Origin of the sequence: Nocardioides sp. NBC_00368, from assembly GCF_036090055.1 — a bacterium.
Taxonomy (GTDB): domain Bacteria; phylum Actinomycetota; class Actinomycetes; order Propionibacteriales; family Nocardioidaceae; genus Nocardioides.
Genome location: NZ_CP107970.1, coordinates 3,546,766 through 3,563,509 on the forward strand (window position 1 = coordinate 3,546,766; position 16,744 = coordinate 3,563,509).

Consider the following 16,744-nt stretch of genomic DNA (forward strand, 5'->3'; position numbering starts at 1 on the left):
GCTTGATTCCAGTTTTCGCCTACATGGACCAGAAGTTCGTGCTAAACGGCGGTTGGCCACACGATCTCGACGCGGTTGCCGAACGGATCGCGGACGTGGAAGCGCTGGAATCCGTCGGCGTTGTGACGCTGGCTCCAGTCGACGTCGAAGCCGAGTCGCGCAAGGTTTGCCCCCAACGCCTCCAGCTCCGCCTCGGTCTCGACGGCGAGAGCGGGATGGGCCTTGGCCTGCGGCCGGTGCGGGTCCTCGACGCCGAGATGGATCTCCGTACCGCCCGGCGATCGGAACCAGGCGCCACCGCGCTTGGCCAGCTCGGCCGGCTTCGGCACCTCGTTCAGCCCGAGGCCGTCGGCGTAGAAGGTCCGGGCCTCGTCCTCGTGGCCGGCGGGCATGCCGACCTGCACGTGATGGATCCGCATCATGCCGCCAGCCTGCGGGCGACCACGAAGACGCGGCGGAACGGGAGCAGGACGAAACTGTTTCCTATCGAATCGTTTCGTACGGGATAGGCCCGTGCCAGACGGTTCTTGAGCTCCTCAGCGAAGGGCTCGAAGAGCCCGGCCTTCTCCAGCGCGGCCGCCGTGGGGCGCAGGCTCGTCCCGGCGATCCAGGTGAAGACGGGATCCTCGCCGGTCAGCACGTGCAGGTACGTCGTCTCCCAGGCATCGACCGCGAAACCCTCCTTCACGAGCACGTCGTAGTACTCGGCAGGATCGTGCGACCCGGGCGCCTCGAGGTGGCGGGTGTGCTCGGCGTACGGCTCCTCCGCGGCCAGCTCCTCGCGGAGCCGGTGGCTGGGCTCGTCGAAGTTGCCTGGAACCTGGAAGGCGAACCATCCGTCGTCGCTCACAGCGCGAGCCAGAGCCGGCAGCAGGTCCAGGTGACCAGGAACCCACTGCAGCGTCGCGTTGGAGAGGAGTACATCGACGGACCCCGGCACCGCCGAGTCGGCCCAGTCGCGGAGATCCGCCACCGCGAAGTCGACACCGTCGATGGTCGAGCGCGCCTTGTCGATCATCGCAGAGCTGGAGTCCAGGCCGACGACCCTCGCCCCCGGCCAGCGTCCCGCCGCCAGGGCGGTCAGGTTGCCGGGGCCGCAACCCAGGTCGACCACCGACTTCGGCTGGTCCGCGGCCACCCGGCGGAGCAGGTCGCCGAAGGGCCGGCCTCGCTCGTCGGAGTAGGTCAGGTAGCGCTCGGGATCCCATGCGGTCATGGCGTACGTCCTCTCGATTTCTCTTGACGTCAAGATATTCCGATCGTCCTCCCGACTTGTCTCGATGTCAAGATTCTCGATGAGGCGAACTTGGGCTACGCTCAACGCCATGCGCGACGAAGTCGACGATCTGAGTGAGGCTTGGGCACACGAGCGCCCCGATCTGGACCTGGGCCCCGTCGAGATCTTCTCGCGTCTCTCCCGGCTTTCGCGCCACCTCGACCTCGCTCGACGTGACGCGTTCTCCGGTTCCGGGATCGAGTCGTGGGAGTTCGACGTGCTCGCCGCGCTACGGCGTGCGGGCGACCCCTACGAGCTCTCCCCCGGCCGGCTGCTGCGCGAGACCCTGGTGACCAGCGGGACCATGACCAACCGCGTCGACCGGCTCGCCTCCCGCGGCCTCGTCGAGCGACTCCCGGACCCGGCCGACCGCCGCGGCGTCCTCGTCCGGCTCACCCCCGACGGCAAGGCGACCGTCGACAGCGCATTCGAAGCCCTGCTCGCGGCCGAGCGGGAGTTCCTCGACGGACTCTCCGCCGACCAGCAGAGCCAGCTCACCGACCTGCTGCGCCGGCTGCTGGTCCCGTTCTCGTCCTGACGCCGATCTCCACGCGCGCTGTAACACGTCGTTCGTAGGACTACTCGCCCTATTCGAACGACCGGATAGTCCTACGAACAGCGTGTTACAGCAGCCGCGGACCGCTACTCCAGCACCCTTCTACAGGCTCAGGACAACGCCTCGGCCGCCTCGAGCCACTCCAGCTCGAGCTCGTCCTTCTCCGCGGCGAGCTGGTCGAGCTCGGCGCTGAGCTCGGCGAGCCGGGTGTAGTCGTTGACGGCCTCGGCCATCGCGAGCTCGAGCTTCTGCTGCTGCTCGCCGATCCGCTCGAGCTGCTTGTCGATCCGGGCGATGACCTTCTTCGCGGCTCGCTCCTCGGCCGAGCCGGGCTTCGCCTTCGTCGCGCCGGCCGATGACGTCTCGGCCGACGCGAGCGACGCCTCGGCCTGCGGGGCCGACGCCTCGGCGGGGATCGGGAGGCGGCGCTCGAGATACTCGTCGACACCGCGCGGCAGCATCGAGATCTGGCCGTCGCCGAGGAGCGCCCAGACGGAGTCGGTGACGCGCTCGAGGAAGTAGCGGTCATGGGAGACCACGATCAGCGTGCCCGGCCAGGCGTCGAGGAAGTCCTCGAGGACGTTGAGCGTCTCGATGTCGAGGTCGTTGGTGGGCTCGTCGAGCAGCAGGACGTTCGGCTCGGTCAGGAGCAGGCGAAGCAGCTGGAAGCGGCGGCGCTCACCACCGGAGAGATCGCCGATGCGGGTGACCAGCTTGTCGCCGGTGAAGCCGAAGCGCTCGAGCATCGAGGTCGCCGAGAGCTCCTGCCCGTCGGTCGTCTTGGTGACCCGCCTGATCGACTCCACCGTCGGCAGTACCCGGGCCTCGGGGTCGAGGTCGTCGAGCTGCTGGGTCAGGTGCTGGAGGGCGATGGTGCGGCCGTGGCGTACCTTCCCGGCCGCAGGCGCCAGGGAGCCGTCGAGCAGCGACAGCATGGAGGTCTTGCCGGCGCCGTTGACGCCGACGATGCCGATCCGGTCGCCCGGACCGATCCGCCAGGTGGCGTGCGACAGCAGCTGGCGCTCGCCGCGGAAGAGGTCGACGTCCTCGACGTCGATGACGTCCTTGCCGAGCCGCTGGGTGGCGAACTTCTGCAGCTCGAAGCGATCGCGCGGCGGAGGTACGTCCTCGATGAGCTGGTTGGCGGCATCGATGCGGAACTTCGGCTTGGAGGTACGTGCCGGGGCACCACGGCGCAGCCAGGCCAGCTCCTTGCGGACCAGGTTCTGGCGGCGTACCTCGGAGGCCGCGGCCTGTCGCTGCCGCTCCGCCTTCGCCAGCACGAAGGCGGCGTAGCCACCCTCGTAGGCGTCGACCTGGCCGTCGTGGACCTCCCAGGTGAACTGGCACACCGCGTCGAGGAACCAGCGGTCGTGGGTGACCACGACGAGCGCGGAGGTGCGCGCGGCGAGGTGGGAGGCGAGCCAGGCCACGGCCTCGACGTCGAGGTGGTTGGTGGGTTCGTCGAGCACGATCAGGTCGTGCTCGCCGAGCAGCAGCTCGGCCAGGGCACAGCGACGACGCTCGCCGCCGGAGAGACCCATCACCGCCCGGTCGAGATCGATCCCGGCCAGCAGCTGCTCGACGATCTCGCGCAGCGCGGGTACGGCGGCCCACTCGTGATCGGAGCGGCCACCGAGCACCGCCTCGCGGACGGTGTGGGAGTCGACGAGCTGGTCGCCCTGGTGCAGGAACCCCACGAGCAGGCCACGCTGGCGCGAGACGCGACCGGAGTCGGGCTCCTCCAAGCCGGTCATCACCTGCAGCAGCGTCGTCTTCCCGTCACCGTTGCGGCCGACGATGCCGACCCGTTCGCCGGCGTTGATGCCGAGGGAGACGTCATCGAGGAGGGGCCGGATGCCGTAGGCCTTGGAGACGTGCTCGAGGTTGAGGAGGTTCGCCATATCGCTTCCCATTGTCCCCGAGGGCGGTGAGGCGGCCACCATCGCGGCGGCCACCCAGCGGCACACCGGGCGGACAAAGCGCCGCTGACCTGCCTAGACTCCATGCAATGGTCGAGAAGACGCTCCGCGAGCACACCCACGGCTCGCGTCAGATGATCCTCGAAGCAGCGCTCCGGTTGGCGGCCGAGCGCGGCTATGTCGGGACGACGATGGCGCTGGTCCGACGCGCTACCGGTCTCCCGCCGTCTTCTCTCTACTGGCACTTCCCCAACAAGGACCAGCTTCTCGCCGAGGCGCTCGAGCACGGCTACACCCGCTGGCACCGGGCCGTCCCCCGATGGGAGGAGACACCCAGCAGAGGCAACCTGCGCGAACGGCTGCTGGCCAACCTGCGGCGTACGACGTCGGACACCCGCGACGCCAGTGCCGACTGGTGGCGGATGGGGCTGATGCTCGCCCTCGAGTCCGGGCCGACGGTCGGCGACGGCCCGCGTCAGCGCTTCCTCCAGATCCGCACCCAGACGCTGGCCGGCTTCGAGCTGTGGTGGTCCGAGGCGGTCGACCTTCCGCCTGCCCACATCGAGACCCTCGCCCGGCTGACCCTCGCCGCCCACGACGGCCTCTTCATCCACGTCCAGACCGATGCGTACGCCGAGCTCGACCCGCTCCGGCAACGGCTCGCCGACGGGCTGGCCGAGGTCGCGGGCCACCTCCGCAAACAGGACCCGACGACCGTCCCGGAGGACGTGGACCTGCCGCCCTCGACGTACGAGAGCAGGGGCAGCAGCCGCGAGAGGCTCGTCGCGGCCGCGCTGGAGGTCGCCGCGGAGAGCGGCTACGAGGGCGCCTCGATCAGCCGGATCTGCGCGGCAGCCGAGCTGCCGGCCTCCTCGGTCTACTGGCACTTCGCGAACAAGGACGACCTGTTCTCGGCCGCGGTGGACGACTCCTACCGCGCTTGGAGCAGCGCTCAGTCCTCGTGGCAGCCGCCGAGCGCGGACTGCGACTGGGCGACCGAGCTCCCCCGGATGCTGAGGCCCCTGGTGGCCAGCCTCCGCCGCCTGCCCCCGTTCCTTCGGATCGGCCTCATGCTGGTGCTTCCCAAGCGGCCCGAGCCGCTCCCCGGCCGTGACCGGTTCCTCGCCGTACGCCTCCAGTCGCGCGACGACTTCGCCGGCTGGTTCCGCGGAGCCCTCGGCGACGACGGTGTTGATCACGCCGAGGAGATGGCCGCGCTACTGCTCGTGATCGCAGACGGACTTCTCTTCGCCGAGGCGCTCGACAGCGCCGACATGCCACCGGCCACGACCTCGGACCTGCTGGCGCGACTGGTCACGGCGACGCCGATTCATGCACAGATAAGCCACTGACCTACTACCGTAGACCCACAGACGGTCTACGACGCTAACGGTCGAAAACGCATTGAAATGTGTGCTGTGTCATCTATTTCCGCAGGTCAGGAATGAGATTTATCCAACATTTCCGCCACAACCTCCGGAACGATCGTTACAGTGACTGCTGTCACAGAGAGTCCGAGCCACCAGATCCCCCCTCGTGGTGTGCCTCTGTCTCAGTTAAGGAGATCCCCCCATGAGCGTCTCTGCTATCCCCACCCTGGCTAGTCAGCACGACCATGAAGGTGCCCCGAGGACGACCTCCTCGGCTACCCCGTCTGCGACGAAGGCCCTCCAGATCCTGGAGGCATTTCTCGGAGCCGGCCCGAAGCTCGGTGTCAGCGAGATCGCACGCACCGCGGGCCTGCCCAAGTCGACCGCCTTCCGCCTCCTGCGTCACCTCGAGCAGAGCGGATACGTCGAGCGCACCGGCCGTCACTATGTGCTCGGACGTCGGCTCTTCGAGCTCGGCAACGCGGTCCAGATCTGCCGCCCGCAGGGCATCCGTGAGACTGCGATGCCGCATCTGGCCGAGCTCTACGTGGCCACGGGCAAGACCGTTCACCTCGCCATCCTCGAGGGCACCGACATCGTGATCCTGGAGAAGATCACCGGACGTGGTGGCATCCAGCCGGACACGTACGTCGGCGGGCGAGCGCCCGCGGCCTGCACTGCCGCCGGCAAGGCGATCCTCTCCTTCAGCGACCGTAACCACATCGCGGCCGTGCTGGAGTCGGGCCTGGTGAGGCGCACCCGGCACTCGCACGGTGACCCGGCGAAGTTCCTCGCCGAGCTCCGCCGCGCCAACAGCGAGCGCATCGCGTTCGACCGCGAGGAGGCCCAGCTCGGCATCGTCTGCGCCGCGGTCCCGATCATGATCGAGGGCCGGGCGATCGCTGCCGTCTCCGTCTCCGGCGGCGCCGCCGGCTTCAACGCCGCCACCATCACCCGACACCTGCGCCGCGCCGCCGCCGCGATCTCCGACGAGGTCGTCTCCAGCGCCGCCTGACCTCCCGCCGAGGCGTCACGTACGTCGGCCGAGGCGTCGGCTAGGTCGGTCGAGCCGTCATACGCTGACATCTCGACCGTCCTACCTGACGCCTCGGCCGACGCCGCCGACGCCTCGGCAGGGTCGGGTCAGTAGGTGACGACGTGGGCGCCGGCGACCGGGCCCGGAGCGGTCCAGACGCGGTCGTAGGCCTTGGCCTGCATCGCTCCGGCGACCTCACGGGCGTGGGCGGCGTCGCGGCAGAGCATCAGGACCGTCGGGCCCGAGCCGGAGAGCTGGACCGCCAGCGCGCCGGCCTCCTCGCCGTCGGCGAAGGTCTGGGCGAGGTCGGGACGGAGCCCGAGCGCCGGGGCCTGCAGGTCGTTGGTGAGCGCCTCGGCGAGGAGGTCGGGGTCGCCCTTCTCCAGCGCCATGAGCAGGCGCTCGGGAACCTGCGGGTCGCCGATCTCGGCACCGGCGTGCTCGTCGAAGGCGCGGTAGACCGACGGCGTGGAGAGCCCCTGCTCGTTGCCGACCGCGACCCACCACCAGGCACCGTTGTCGGTGACCGGCTCGACGATCTCACCGCGGCCGCCGCCGACGGCGGTGGCGCCGATCAGCGCGAAAGGTACGTCGGAGCCCAGCTGGCCCGCCAGGCTCAGCAGATCCTCGTCGGAGGTCTCCAGCGACCACAGCCGGTCGAGGGCGACGAGCGTCGCGGCGGCGTCGGCCGAACCACCGGCGAGGCCGCCGGCGACCGGGATGCCCTTGTGGATCTCGACCCTCGCCGCCTTGTCGACGCCGTGGTGGGCGGTGAGAGCCTTGCCGGCCCGCACGACGATGTTGTCGTCGCCGGTGGGGACCTCCCCGAGCGCGATGTGGTCCTCAGCGGTGACCGCGACCTGCCACCCGTCGGCCTCGCTCACGGTGACGTCGTCGTAGAGCCCGATCGCGTGGTAGACGGTCGCCAGCGGGTGATACCCGTCCTCACGAACAGGCCCCACGCCGAGGTGCAGGTTGAACTTCGCGGCCGCACGGACGGTGGTCGTCATGAGGGAACCTTCTGGAGCGATTCGGTGATGCGTACGAAGTCCGCGATGGTCAGCGACTCCCCGCGCGCGAGCGGGTCGATGCCGGCCGCGACGAGCGCCTTCTCGGCCGCGTCGGCAGAGCCGGCCAGCGGCTTGAGCACGCCGCGCAGCGCCTTGCGACGCTGCGCGAACGCGGCGTCGACGACCGCGAACACCTCCTCGCGGGAGACCTCGGTCGACGGCGGCTCGCGGTGGCTCCAGTAGACGAGACCGGAGTCGACGTTGGGGGCCGGCCAGAAGACGTTGCGGCCGATCGCTCCGGCGCGGCGTACGTCGGCGTACCAGGCAGCCTTGACGGACGGGACGCCGTAGACCTTGGAGCCGGGCTTGGCGGCCAGCCGGTCGGCGACCTCGGCCTGCACCATGACCAATCCGTGGCGCAGCGAGGGCAGCAGGGACATCAGGTGCAGCAGGACCGGGACCGAGACGTTGTAGGGCAGGTTGGCGACCAGGGCCGTGGGCGGCGGGCCGGGGACGGAGTCGACCCGGAGAGCGTCCGCGCGGATCAGGCTGAAGGCGCCGGCCTGGTCGGGGGCGTACTCCTCGATCGTCCGCGGCAGGCGCTCGGCCAGGACCTCGTCGATCTCGATCGCGGTCACCCTCGCGCCGGTCTCGAGGATGGCGAGGGTGAGCGACCCGAGGCCGGGGCCGACCTCCACGACGACGTCGGAGGCGTCGACGCCGGACTCGCGGACGATCCGGCGCACGGTGTTGGCGTCGATCACGAAGTTCTGCCCACGCTGCTTGGTGGGACGCAGATCGAGCTCGGACGCGAGCGACCGCACCTCCGCCGGGCCCAACAGGCGCGGCGGGGTGCGGTCGGTCATGGGTACAGACTATGGCCCGAAGGCCGAAACAGCCCTACTGCGGCAGACCGAGCTGCTGCGAGCAGTGCGGCCAGGAGCCGTAGCCGCCGTTGGCGTCGCGGACCTTGGTCGCGATCGCGATCTGGGTCTCGCGGCTGGCCTCGTGCGGGTAGCCGGGACCCCCGTAGGCCTGCCAGGTCTGCAGGTTGAACTGCAGGCCTCCGTAGTAGCCGTTGCCCGTGTTGATCGCCCAGTTGCCACCGGACTCGCACTGCGCGAGCTGGTCCCAGACGGTGCTGCCACCGGCGAAGTTGGCCGCAGGGGCCTCCTTCTCCTTGGTGCCGACCTTGACGATGCGCGGCTCGGCCTTCTCGATCACGTTCTGCTCGAGGACCTTCTTGGAGACGGCCTGTCCGTTCTTGTAGAAGACGCGGTAGGTCACCGAACGGAGTCCGTCGGAGCCCTCGTCCACGACCTCGGTCTCCCCCTCGTACATCGTCGAGTCCTCGCGCTCCTCGACCGGCGCCTCGACCTTCTCGCGGGCGACCTTCCGGATCTTGGCGGAGAAGTCGGTGAAGACGATCTTCTGACCGGTCTTCAGGGCCTTGTCGGAGGCCGGCGAGACCTTGTCGCGGCGCTCGAGCTCGACACCGAGGTCTTCGAGCGCGTCGCCGACGGTCAGCGCGGTCACGCTGACCTTCTTGGTCTTCTTCCCGGCCAGCGCGACCTTGACGGTCTTCGGCGTGATGACGTCGAGCGACATCCCGTCGCGACCGATGTAGGCGCCGCGGCTGGTCGAGAGCTCGGCCCGGTCGTAGTCACGGCCCAGCTCGGCGAGAGCCCCGCCGACGGTCGTGGCGGTCACCCAGTGGTCCTGGGACTTGCCGTCGACCTCGAGGCTCAGCTGCCGGGCGTAGCGGACGCTGATGGCGCTGCCGTCCTCGACCTCGGTGTCGACCGAGGGGGCGACGGCGTCACGGTCGCCGATCTCGATGCCTTGCGCCTCGAGGACCTCGCCGACGGTGTCGGCGTGGACGCTGACGTCCTTGGCCTTGCCGTCGACCGAGAGGATGACGTCGGTCTGGGAGGACTTGACCCCGTACGCGGTGCCGCCTGTGGCGACGACTGCGGCGGCGAGTCCGCCGACCAACAGGGCCTTACGGCGACGGGTGGATGCGATGTTGCGAACCCATGAGGTGGTGCTGCTGACGGGCACAATGCTCCGATGTTCGTGCTCCCCGGGCACGGGCGAACGATGTTGCGAGATCTGGTGATCTACGCGCTGAGGCCCACCCCCAACACCGTCCGGATCTATCCCGATCCCGGCTATCTCGCCGGACAGCGGACCAAATGCGGGCGGTTAAATGCAAGTCCCGTGCCCGCTCCGCAGGCAATAACAAGCATGCAATCTTGGCATCAAATGAGGGTCAGACAGGGCTGTCAATACCTGTCGTACCGAATGACAGCTGTGCGATTCACCACGCCGAAATCGCAGGTCAAGCGGGTTGATCATGGTCGATGTCGTAATCCCGCCACGAAATATCGCGGCCGCTGGCCAATAGGCGACAAATCCTTTACAGGTAACTCCGTTGCTTGGTGTTGTACTCCGAAGCCATCTCTGTCGTGATGGCCCGTCGTGCCGGTCAGTTCTCGGGGAAGGCAGATGTGCGCGATGTCACCAGACTCCGGAGGAACGATGAACAAGCGCGTTTTCAGCGCCCTCGCCGCAGTTGCGGTCGCGGGAGTGACGCCGGTTGTCCTCTCCCACTCGACGGCAAGCGCCGCCGAAGTGAACAGGACCCCGGCTTCCGCCAGCGTGAAGCAGAAGATCGACAACAAGCCAGACGCACTCCACACCAAGCGCACCGAGCTGAAGCAGGCCGCTGCCGAGGCCCTTGTGACGGGCGACAAGACAACTGTCACCAAGAACGGCAGCGAAGTCGTCAAGATGGGCAAGGGCGACAACACCCGCTGGGTCGAGCACCAGCCGACCGAGAAGTCCCAGCTGCTGAGCTTCCTGGTGGAGTTCGGCGAGGGCGGCAACCCGGCATTCCCCGACAACACCTCGGGCCCGCTCCACAACGAGATCGAGGCCCCGGAGGAGGGCGACAACTCCACCTACTGGGAGCCCGACTTCTCGCGGGATCACTACCAGGACATGTTCTTCAACGAAGACCGGAGCGCTGAGTCGTTCCACAACGTCTACAAGGAGATGTCGAGCGGCCGCTTCGACCTCCAGGGCGACACCAGCGACTGGGTGAAGCTCCCGCACGCCGCGTCCTACTACCAGAGCGAGACCGGCGACGAGACCGCCAGCTCGATGAAGAACTTCATCCAGGACAGCGCCAACGCCTGGTACGACGCCCAGAAGGCCGCCGGCAAGACCGACGCCGAGATCGTGTCCTACCTGAAGGACTACGACATCTGGGACCGCTACGACATCGACGGTGACGGCAACTTCAACGAGGCCGACGGCTACATCGACCACTTCCAGGCGATCCACTCCGGCGAGGGCGAGGAGGCCGGCGCCGACCCGTGGGCCATCTGGTCGCACCGCTGGGCCGCGAACGCCTCCGGCTCCGAGGGCCCGGCAAACTTCCCGAAGGTCGGCGGCGTACAGATCGGCAACACCGACATCTGGATCCGTGACTACACCACGGAGCCCGAGAACGGCGGTCTGGGCGTCTTCGCGCACGAGTTCGGCCACGACCTCGGCCTGCCGGACTTCTACGACACCGCCGGTGGCGAGAACGGCACCGGCTTCTGGACCCTGATGAGCTCCGGCTCGTGGCTGGGTCACGGCGACGGCGCGATCGGCACCACCCCGAACCACATGGGTGCCCCGGAGAAGCTCTTCCTCGGCTGGCTCAACTACGCCACCGTCGAGGCCGGCACGGCCAAGAAGCTCGCACTCGGCCCGTCGTACCACGACACCGGCGCCAAGACGCCGCAGGCACTGATCGTCAACCTGCCCGATGGTGAGAAGACGTACGACGCCGGCGAGGGTTCCTCCGGGCGCTCGTTCCTCTACTCGGGCAAGGGCGATGACCGTACGGCCACCGCCGTCAGCCCGTCGATCGCCGTCCCCGCAGGCGGCACCCTGTCGGCGAAGGTGAAGTACGACCTCGAGGCGGAGTACGACTTCACCTTCCTGGAGGCCTCCACCGACGGCGGCACCACCTGGTCGACGCCGATCGCGACGAACCTGTCCACGGCTGAGTACAACAACGGCATCCACGGCACCTCGGACAGCTCCTGCACCGGCAACTGCGCGACCAAGGACCCGGTCGAGTGGACCAACCTGACCGCTGACCTGTCGGCGTACGCAGGCCAGAACGTGAAGCTCCGCTTCCGCACCGCCAACGACGGTGGCCTGCACTACTACGGCTTCGCGATCGACGACCTGGCCGTCGGCTCGGCCTACACGACGGACTTCTCGTCCTTCGACGGCTGGACGGTGAACAAGTACTTCGAGCTCACCGACGGCACCTACACCCTGCCGTACAAGCACTTCTACATCGCCGAGAACCGGCAGTACAAGGGCTACGACAAGACGCTGGCCGAGGGTCCGTACAACTTCGGCTACGCCGTCACCGCGCCGGACAAGGTCGACCACTACCGCTACCAGGACGGCCTGCTGGTCTGGTACCAGAACGGTCTCTACACCGACAACAACACCTCCGCCCACCCCGGTGGTGGCCAGGCACTGATCGTCGACGCCACGGCCGGCGTCCAGAAGTGGTCGAACGGCACCCTGTCCCGTAACCGGATCCAGGGCTACGACTCGACCTTCGACGTGGACCGCACCAACGCGCTCCACCTGGAGAGCGAGATCGCCGGCGCTCCGAACAACGTCCTCGACATTCCGTCGCGAAAGGGTGTCACCACCTTCTTCGACAGCTCGGAGACGGCCTACTGGAACGCCGACAACCCCCGCCACTCGACCAAGACGGCCGGTAGTGGCGTGAAGATTCAGGTGCTCTCCTCCGACGAGAGGGCCGGCATCATGAAGATCAGCGTCTCCTGACCTGACTCAGCCGTGACAGAAGGGCCCGAGGCGATCGCCTCGGGCCCTTCTTCAGTCTGCCGGTCAGCGTCCGCAGATCACCAGGTGCCGCCGAAGGCGGTCTCGGTGTTGGTGTTGACGGCGCTGCAGAGCGCCTCGAGGTCGTCGCCGCGTACCTCGGCCATCACCCGCATCGTGGCCGGGATCATGTAGCTGGAGTTGATCGCGCCGCGGTGGGGGTGGGGCGTCAGGAACGGGGCGTCGGTCTCGACCAGGATGCGGTCCTGGGGCGTGATCGCGAGGGCGTCGCGGAGGTACTGGGCGTTCTTGAACGTCACCGTGCCGGCGAAGGAGAGGTAGGCCCCGCGGTCCAGGCACTGCCGGGCGAACTCGGCGTCGCCGGAGAAGCAGTGCATCACCCAGCGCTCCGGCGGGCCGACGCTGTCGATCACCTCGAGCACCGCCTGGTGGGCGTCGCGGTCGTGGATCATCAGGGTCTTGTCGAGGCGCTTGGCGATGTCGATGTGGCGCCGGAAGGAGTAGGCCTGGGTTTCGCGGCCCTCCTCGTCGGTGCGGAAGAAGTCCATCCCGGTCTCCCCCACCACGCGCACCTTGTCGTGCGCCCCGGCCAGCTTCTCGATCTCGTCGAGAGCGGCCTCGAGGTCGGGCTGGCGCGGAGCGTCGTTCGGGTGGAGCGCGACGCCGGCGACCATGTTGTCGTACGTCTCGGCCGCCTCGACCGCCCAGCGAGCCCCGGGCAGGTCACAGCCGATCTGGACCACCCTGGTCACGCCGACCGCCGCCGCCTGGGCGAGCGCCTCCTCGACAGGGAGGCTCTCGTCTCCCCGGACGATGTCGAGATGGGTGTGGTTGTCGACGACCGGTGCGGGCAGTGGCTCGGGTGCCGGGGCGAAGCTCATGCTCACCAGTCTTCTATACGCTCTTGTGCACGAGGTCGTAGACCTCACGTTTCGGTACGCCGGCGAGCTTGGCGACCTCGGCGATGGCCTCCTTCCGGGTGCGGCCATCGCTCTCCAGGTCGGCCACGGCCGCGCGCAGGCTGTCCGGGTCGCTGCCGATCTCGGCGCTCGGGTCGGCGCCGGTGACGACGATCGTGACCTCACCCCTCACGCCCTCGGCGGCCCAGGCCACCAGCTCGGCGAGGCCTCCGCGGCGTACTTCCTCGTGGGTCTTGGTGAGCTCGCGGCAGACCGCGGCGGCGCGGGTGTCGCCGAAGGCCTCGCGCATGGCCTCCAGGGCCGCCTCGGTGCGGTGAGGGGCCTCGAAGAAGACCATGGTGCGCTCCTCCTTCGCCAGCGACGCGAGGCGGCGGGAGCGTTCGCCGGCCTTGCGCGGCAGGAAGCCCTCGAAGCAGAACCGGTCGACGGGAAGGCCGCTGACGGCCAGCGCCGTGAGCACGGCCGAGGGCCCGGGCACCGCGGTGACGCGTACGTCCTTCTCGACCGCCGCGGCGACCAGCCGATAGCCCGGGTCGGAGACCGACGGCATGCCCGCGTCGGTGACCAGGAGGACGCGGTTGCCGTCGAGCAGATCTGCGAGCAGCGCCGGCGTACGAGCACTCTCGTTTCCCTCGAAGTAGGACACGATGCGGCCCTTGAGCTCGACCCCGAGATCGGTGGTCAGCCGACGCAGGCGGCGGGTGTCCTCGGCAGCGATGACGTCCGCGGTGGCCAGCTCGGAGGCCAAACGGGGTGGGGCATCTTCGACACGTCCGATGGGGGTTGCCGCGAGTACGAGCACGCCGTCGTCTGGAACTACCACCCCGATATTGTCGCAGGCCTATAGGGTGCCATCGTGACAACGACGGTGACCAGGGCCGACGAGCCCATGGAGGGGCTCGCGAGCACCCCCTCGGGTCACCTTCTCCCGACCGCCTGGGAGCGCGCCCGGCGCCGCATCAGCGGCTCGCCGCGAGCCGGCTGGACGGCCACGATCGGGATCACCGCGCTCGCGTTCCTGCTGAGGCTGTGGCACCTCGGCACGCCGAAGGTCTTCGCCTTCGACGAGACCTACTACGCCAAGGACGCCTGGGCGCTGCTGGAGTTCGGCTATGCCCGCAACTTCATCGAGGGCGCCGACGAGAACATCCTGGCCGGCCGGCTCGACGGGCAGTTCGCCGACGGGCCGTCGATGATCGTCCACCCCGACGTCGGCAAGTGGCTCATCGCGATCGGCATCAAGCTCTTCGGGATGGACCCGTTCGGCTGGCGGATCGCCTCGGTCGTGATCGGCTCGCTCCTGGTGCTGCTGACGATCCGGTTCGTACGCCGCGTCTCCGGGTCCATGCTGCTCGGTCTGGTCGGCGGCATCCTGGTCACCTTCGACGGGCTCGCCTTCGTCCTCTCCAGGCTGGCCCTGCTCGACCTCTTCGTCGCCTTCTTCCTGCTGCTCGCGGTGCACCTGATGGTGATGGACCGCGACTGGTGCCGGCGCCGGTTCTCTGCGCTCGCGCCCACCCAGCTCGCCGAGCCCGGCGCGTGGGGACCGGTCCGGCGCATGCTGTTCCGGCCGTGGCTGCTCTGCTCGGGCGTCGCCTGGGGCCTGGCGATCGGCTCGAAGTGGGAGGCGCTCTACCCGCTGGCCGCCTTCGGCCTCCTCTATGTCGCCTGGTCCGCCGGGATGCGGCGCTCCTTCGGCGTACGGCTGTCCTGGCTGCGTGCCTGTGTGGCCGACGGACCGACGGCGTTCGTGCACCTGGTGGGAGTCGCGCTCGCGGTCTACGTGATGACCTGGATCCCGTGGATGGCCCATGCCGACGTCTACGAGGGCGCGCTCTCGGCGACGCAGTACACGCGCTACACCGGCGAGGGGCACTGCGAGAACAAGTCGTACGTCCCCGAGAACCTCAACGACAACCGCTGGCCGACCGCGACCGAGCCGGACGCCTCGGGGCTCGGTGAGGCGACCCAGTCGCTGCGGTCGCTGTGGTACTACCACCGCGACGTCTTCACCTTCCACACCCACTTCCTGGAGTGCGCCGAACACACCTACGGCTCGCATCCGATCGGGTGGCTCGTCCTGAACAGGCCGGTGGGTGTCGCCGCCGACACCGGGATCCTGTCCGGCTCGAAGTCGCGGGGAGAGATGTGCGAGGCGTCGCCCTCGACCGATCCCGACGGCGACGGCCCCGAGGAGGCGGGGACCTGCCTGCGCCAGGTGCTGCTGCTGGGCACCCCGGTGCTGTGGTGGGGAGCGTTCGTCGCGCTGATCGTCTCGGGATTCATGTGGGTTGCCGCGCGCGACTGGAGGTTCGGGGTCGCCGTCGTCGGGGTGCTGTCGACGTGGCTGCCGTGGCTGCAGTACGCCGGGCGGCCGATCTTCTCCTTCTACATGATCATCGCGCTGCCGTTCCTGGTGCTCGGCCTGTGCCTGTGTCTGGGCAAGCTGCTGGACCGGCCGCCGCCTCTGGCAGGTGGGGGCGTCGCCAGTCGGCGTCGGGTCGGGGGTGCTGTCGCCGGTGGCATCTTCGTGGTGCTGGTGATCCTCAACTTCGCCTGGTTCTGGCCGATCTACACCGACGAGCTGCTCACCCGGCAGGAATGGCTGACGAGGATCTGGTTCAAGCGATGGATCTAGACCATGTCGTACGCGGCCGGGTGCCCCGGCCGGGCGGGTTCGACGACGTCGTCGTGACGGTGTCCGCCGGGGTCGTCTCCGACGTGCGGGCCGCCGTGTCCGGTGACGCTGCGTCCTCGGGGATTCTGCTGCCAGGCCTGGTGGACATCCACAACCACGGCGGTGGTGGCGCGTCGTTCCACTCCACGTCCGCCGACGAGATCGCCGTCGCCGCCGGCGTGCACCATGCCGCCGGCACGACCACGCTGCTCGCATCGACCGTCACCGACGCGCCTGCGCGGTTGTTGTCGGTGGTCTCCGCGTTGGCCACCGCCGCGGAGGACGGGCTGATCGCCGGGATCCACATGGAGGGGCCGTTCCTGGAGCACTCCTGCCGCGGCGCCCACGATCCCGAGCTGCTGATGGCGCCGGATGCCGGGCTCGCCCGCGAGCTCGTCGCCGCCGCACGCGGCCACCTGCGGGTGATGACGCTCGCCGCCGAGCTCCCCGGCGCCGACGAGGTCGCCGCGGTGCTCACCGAGGCCGGGGCCGTGGTGGCGCTGGGGCACACCGCCGCCTCCGCCGCCCGGGCCCGCGCGTTCCTCGCCGGACCGGGCGGTCTGGTCACCCATCTGTTCAACGGGATGCCGCCCGCGCACCATCGCGCTCCTGGGCCTGTGCTCGGGTCCCTGGGAGCCGCGGGTGTGGGAGATGCCTGCGTGGAGCTGATCGCGGACGGCGTACACCTCGACGACGAGACCGTCCGGGCGGTGATGTCGATGGTGCCCGGCTCGGTCGTGCTGGTCACCGACGCGATGGCCGCGGCCGGGATGGCCGACGGCGACTACCAGCTCGGCCCGCTGTCCGTGGAGGTACGTTCCGGGGTCGCCCGAGTCGCCGACGGGACCGGCAACGGGTCGATCGCCGGCGGCACCTCGCGCCTCCTGGACCAGGTACGCCGCCACGCGGCCGCGGGGATCGATCTGGCCATGCTCATGAAGGCCGCGAGCCTGCGGCCGGCGTCGGTGGTCGGGCTCGACGCGGGCCGCCTCGAGCCCGGTGCCCGCGCCGACCTGGTGATCACCGACGAGTCGCTGCGGCCGACCCGGGTGATGCGCGGCGGGGCCTGGCTGTCCGCGTAGGCCGG

14 protein-coding genes are annotated in these 16,744 nt (G+C 69.1%); 6 read left to right on the plus strand and 8 right to left on the minus strand.

Going from position 1 to position 16,744, the window contains the following annotated elements:
• Window positions 1–41: 41 nt before the first annotated feature.
• Window positions 42–422, minus strand: a complete 381-nt coding sequence (locus OG984_RS16885; RefSeq protein WP_328527447.1) for a VOC family protein — start codon at window positions 420–422, stop codon at window positions 42–44.
• On the minus strand, window positions 419–1,216 hold the full coding sequence (locus OG984_RS16890) for a methyltransferase domain-containing protein (RefSeq protein ID WP_328527448.1): 798 nt from the start codon (window positions 1,214–1,216) through the stop codon (window positions 419–421). The genes OG984_RS16885 and OG984_RS16890 overlap by 4 nt, the downstream gene beginning before the upstream one ends.
• Before the next feature lie 109 nt (window positions 1,217–1,325).
• On the opposite strand from OG984_RS16890, the gene OG984_RS16895 reads away from it, so the two are divergent.
• On the plus strand, window positions 1,326–1,814 hold the full coding sequence (locus OG984_RS16895) for a MarR family winged helix-turn-helix transcriptional regulator (protein ID WP_008362597.1): 489 nt from the start codon (window positions 1,326–1,328) through the stop codon (window positions 1,812–1,814).
• Window positions 1,815–1,942: 128 nt separating this feature from the next.
• Here the strand turns inward: OG984_RS16895 and OG984_RS16900 are convergent, their stop codons facing one another.
• Window positions 1,943–3,736, minus strand: coding sequence for an ABC-F family ATP-binding cassette domain-containing protein (locus OG984_RS16900; protein WP_328527449.1), 1,794 nt, complete (start codon window positions 3,734–3,736; stop codon window positions 1,943–1,945).
• 107 nt (window positions 3,737–3,843) lie between these two features.
• Between OG984_RS16900 and OG984_RS16905 the strand changes: the two genes are divergently transcribed.
• Both OG984_RS16905 and OG984_RS16910 read left to right on the plus strand, forming a co-directional pair.
• On the plus strand, window positions 3,844–5,106 hold the full coding sequence (locus OG984_RS16905; protein ID WP_328527450.1) for a TetR/AcrR family transcriptional regulator: 1,263 nt from the start codon (window positions 3,844–3,846) through the stop codon (window positions 5,104–5,106).
• A 220-nt stretch (window positions 5,107–5,326) separates the two neighbouring features.
• On the plus strand, window positions 5,327–6,139 hold the full coding sequence (locus OG984_RS16910; RefSeq protein ID WP_328527451.1) for an IclR family transcriptional regulator: 813 nt from the start codon (window positions 5,327–5,329) through the stop codon (window positions 6,137–6,139).
• Between the two features lie 128 nt (window positions 6,140–6,267).
• On the opposite strand, the gene OG984_RS16915 is transcribed toward OG984_RS16910, so the two are convergent.
• Genes OG984_RS16915 through OG984_RS16925 form a run of 3 tightly spaced genes read right to left on the minus strand, consistent with a single transcriptional unit; the run spans window position 6,268 to window position 9,231 of the window.
• Window positions 6,268–7,170 (minus strand): 4-(cytidine 5'-diphospho)-2-C-methyl-D-erythritol kinase, encoded by a 903-nt coding sequence (locus OG984_RS16915; RefSeq protein ID WP_328527452.1) that lies wholly within the window; start codon window positions 7,168–7,170, stop codon window positions 6,268–6,270.
• Window positions 7,167–8,036, minus strand: coding sequence for a 16S rRNA (adenine(1518)-N(6)/adenine(1519)-N(6))-dimethyltransferase RsmA (gene rsmA / locus OG984_RS16920; protein ID WP_328527453.1), 870 nt, complete (start codon window positions 8,034–8,036; stop codon window positions 7,167–7,169). The genes OG984_RS16915 and rsmA overlap by 4 nt, the downstream gene beginning before the upstream one ends.
• 34 nt (window positions 8,037–8,070) lie before the next feature.
• Window positions 8,071–9,231: a ubiquitin-like domain-containing protein gene (locus tag OG984_RS16925; protein ID WP_328527454.1), complete on the minus strand. Its 1,161-nt coding sequence runs from the start codon at window positions 9,229–9,231 to the stop codon at window positions 8,071–8,073.
• Window positions 9,232–9,711: 480 nt separating this feature from the next.
• Between OG984_RS16925 and OG984_RS16930 the strand changes: the two genes are divergently transcribed.
• The gene (locus tag OG984_RS16930; RefSeq protein WP_328527455.1) at window positions 9,712–12,042 is read left to right on the plus strand and encodes an immune inhibitor A domain-containing protein; all 2,331 of its coding nucleotides are present in this window, start codon (window positions 9,712–9,714) and stop codon (window positions 12,040–12,042) included.
• Between the two features lie 77 nt (window positions 12,043–12,119).
• Here OG984_RS16930 and OG984_RS16935 read toward each other — a convergent pair whose 3' ends face one another.
• Complete coding sequence (locus OG984_RS16935) at window positions 12,120–12,941, minus strand: TatD family hydrolase (RefSeq protein WP_328527456.1); 822 nt, start codon at window positions 12,939–12,941, stop codon at window positions 12,120–12,122.
• A 13-nt stretch (window positions 12,942–12,954) separates the two neighbouring features.
• Window positions 12,955–13,803 (minus strand): 16S rRNA (cytidine(1402)-2'-O)-methyltransferase, encoded by an 849-nt coding sequence (rsmI, locus tag OG984_RS16940; protein ID WP_328527457.1) that lies wholly within the window; start codon window positions 13,801–13,803, stop codon window positions 12,955–12,957.
• Between the two features lie 33 nt (window positions 13,804–13,836).
• On the opposite strand from rsmI, the gene OG984_RS16945 reads away from it, so the two are divergent.
• On the plus strand, window positions 13,837–15,618 hold the full coding sequence (locus OG984_RS16945) for a dolichyl-phosphate-mannose--protein mannosyltransferase (RefSeq protein ID WP_328527458.1): 1,782 nt from the start codon (window positions 13,837–13,839) through the stop codon (window positions 15,616–15,618).
• The gene (locus OG984_RS16950; protein WP_328527459.1) at window positions 15,609–16,739 is read left to right on the plus strand and encodes an N-acetylglucosamine-6-phosphate deacetylase; all 1,131 of its coding nucleotides are present in this window, start codon (window positions 15,609–15,611) and stop codon (window positions 16,737–16,739) included. Before OG984_RS16945 ends, OG984_RS16950 begins: the two co-directional genes overlap by 10 nt.
• Window positions 16,740–16,744 lie beyond the last annotated feature (5 nt).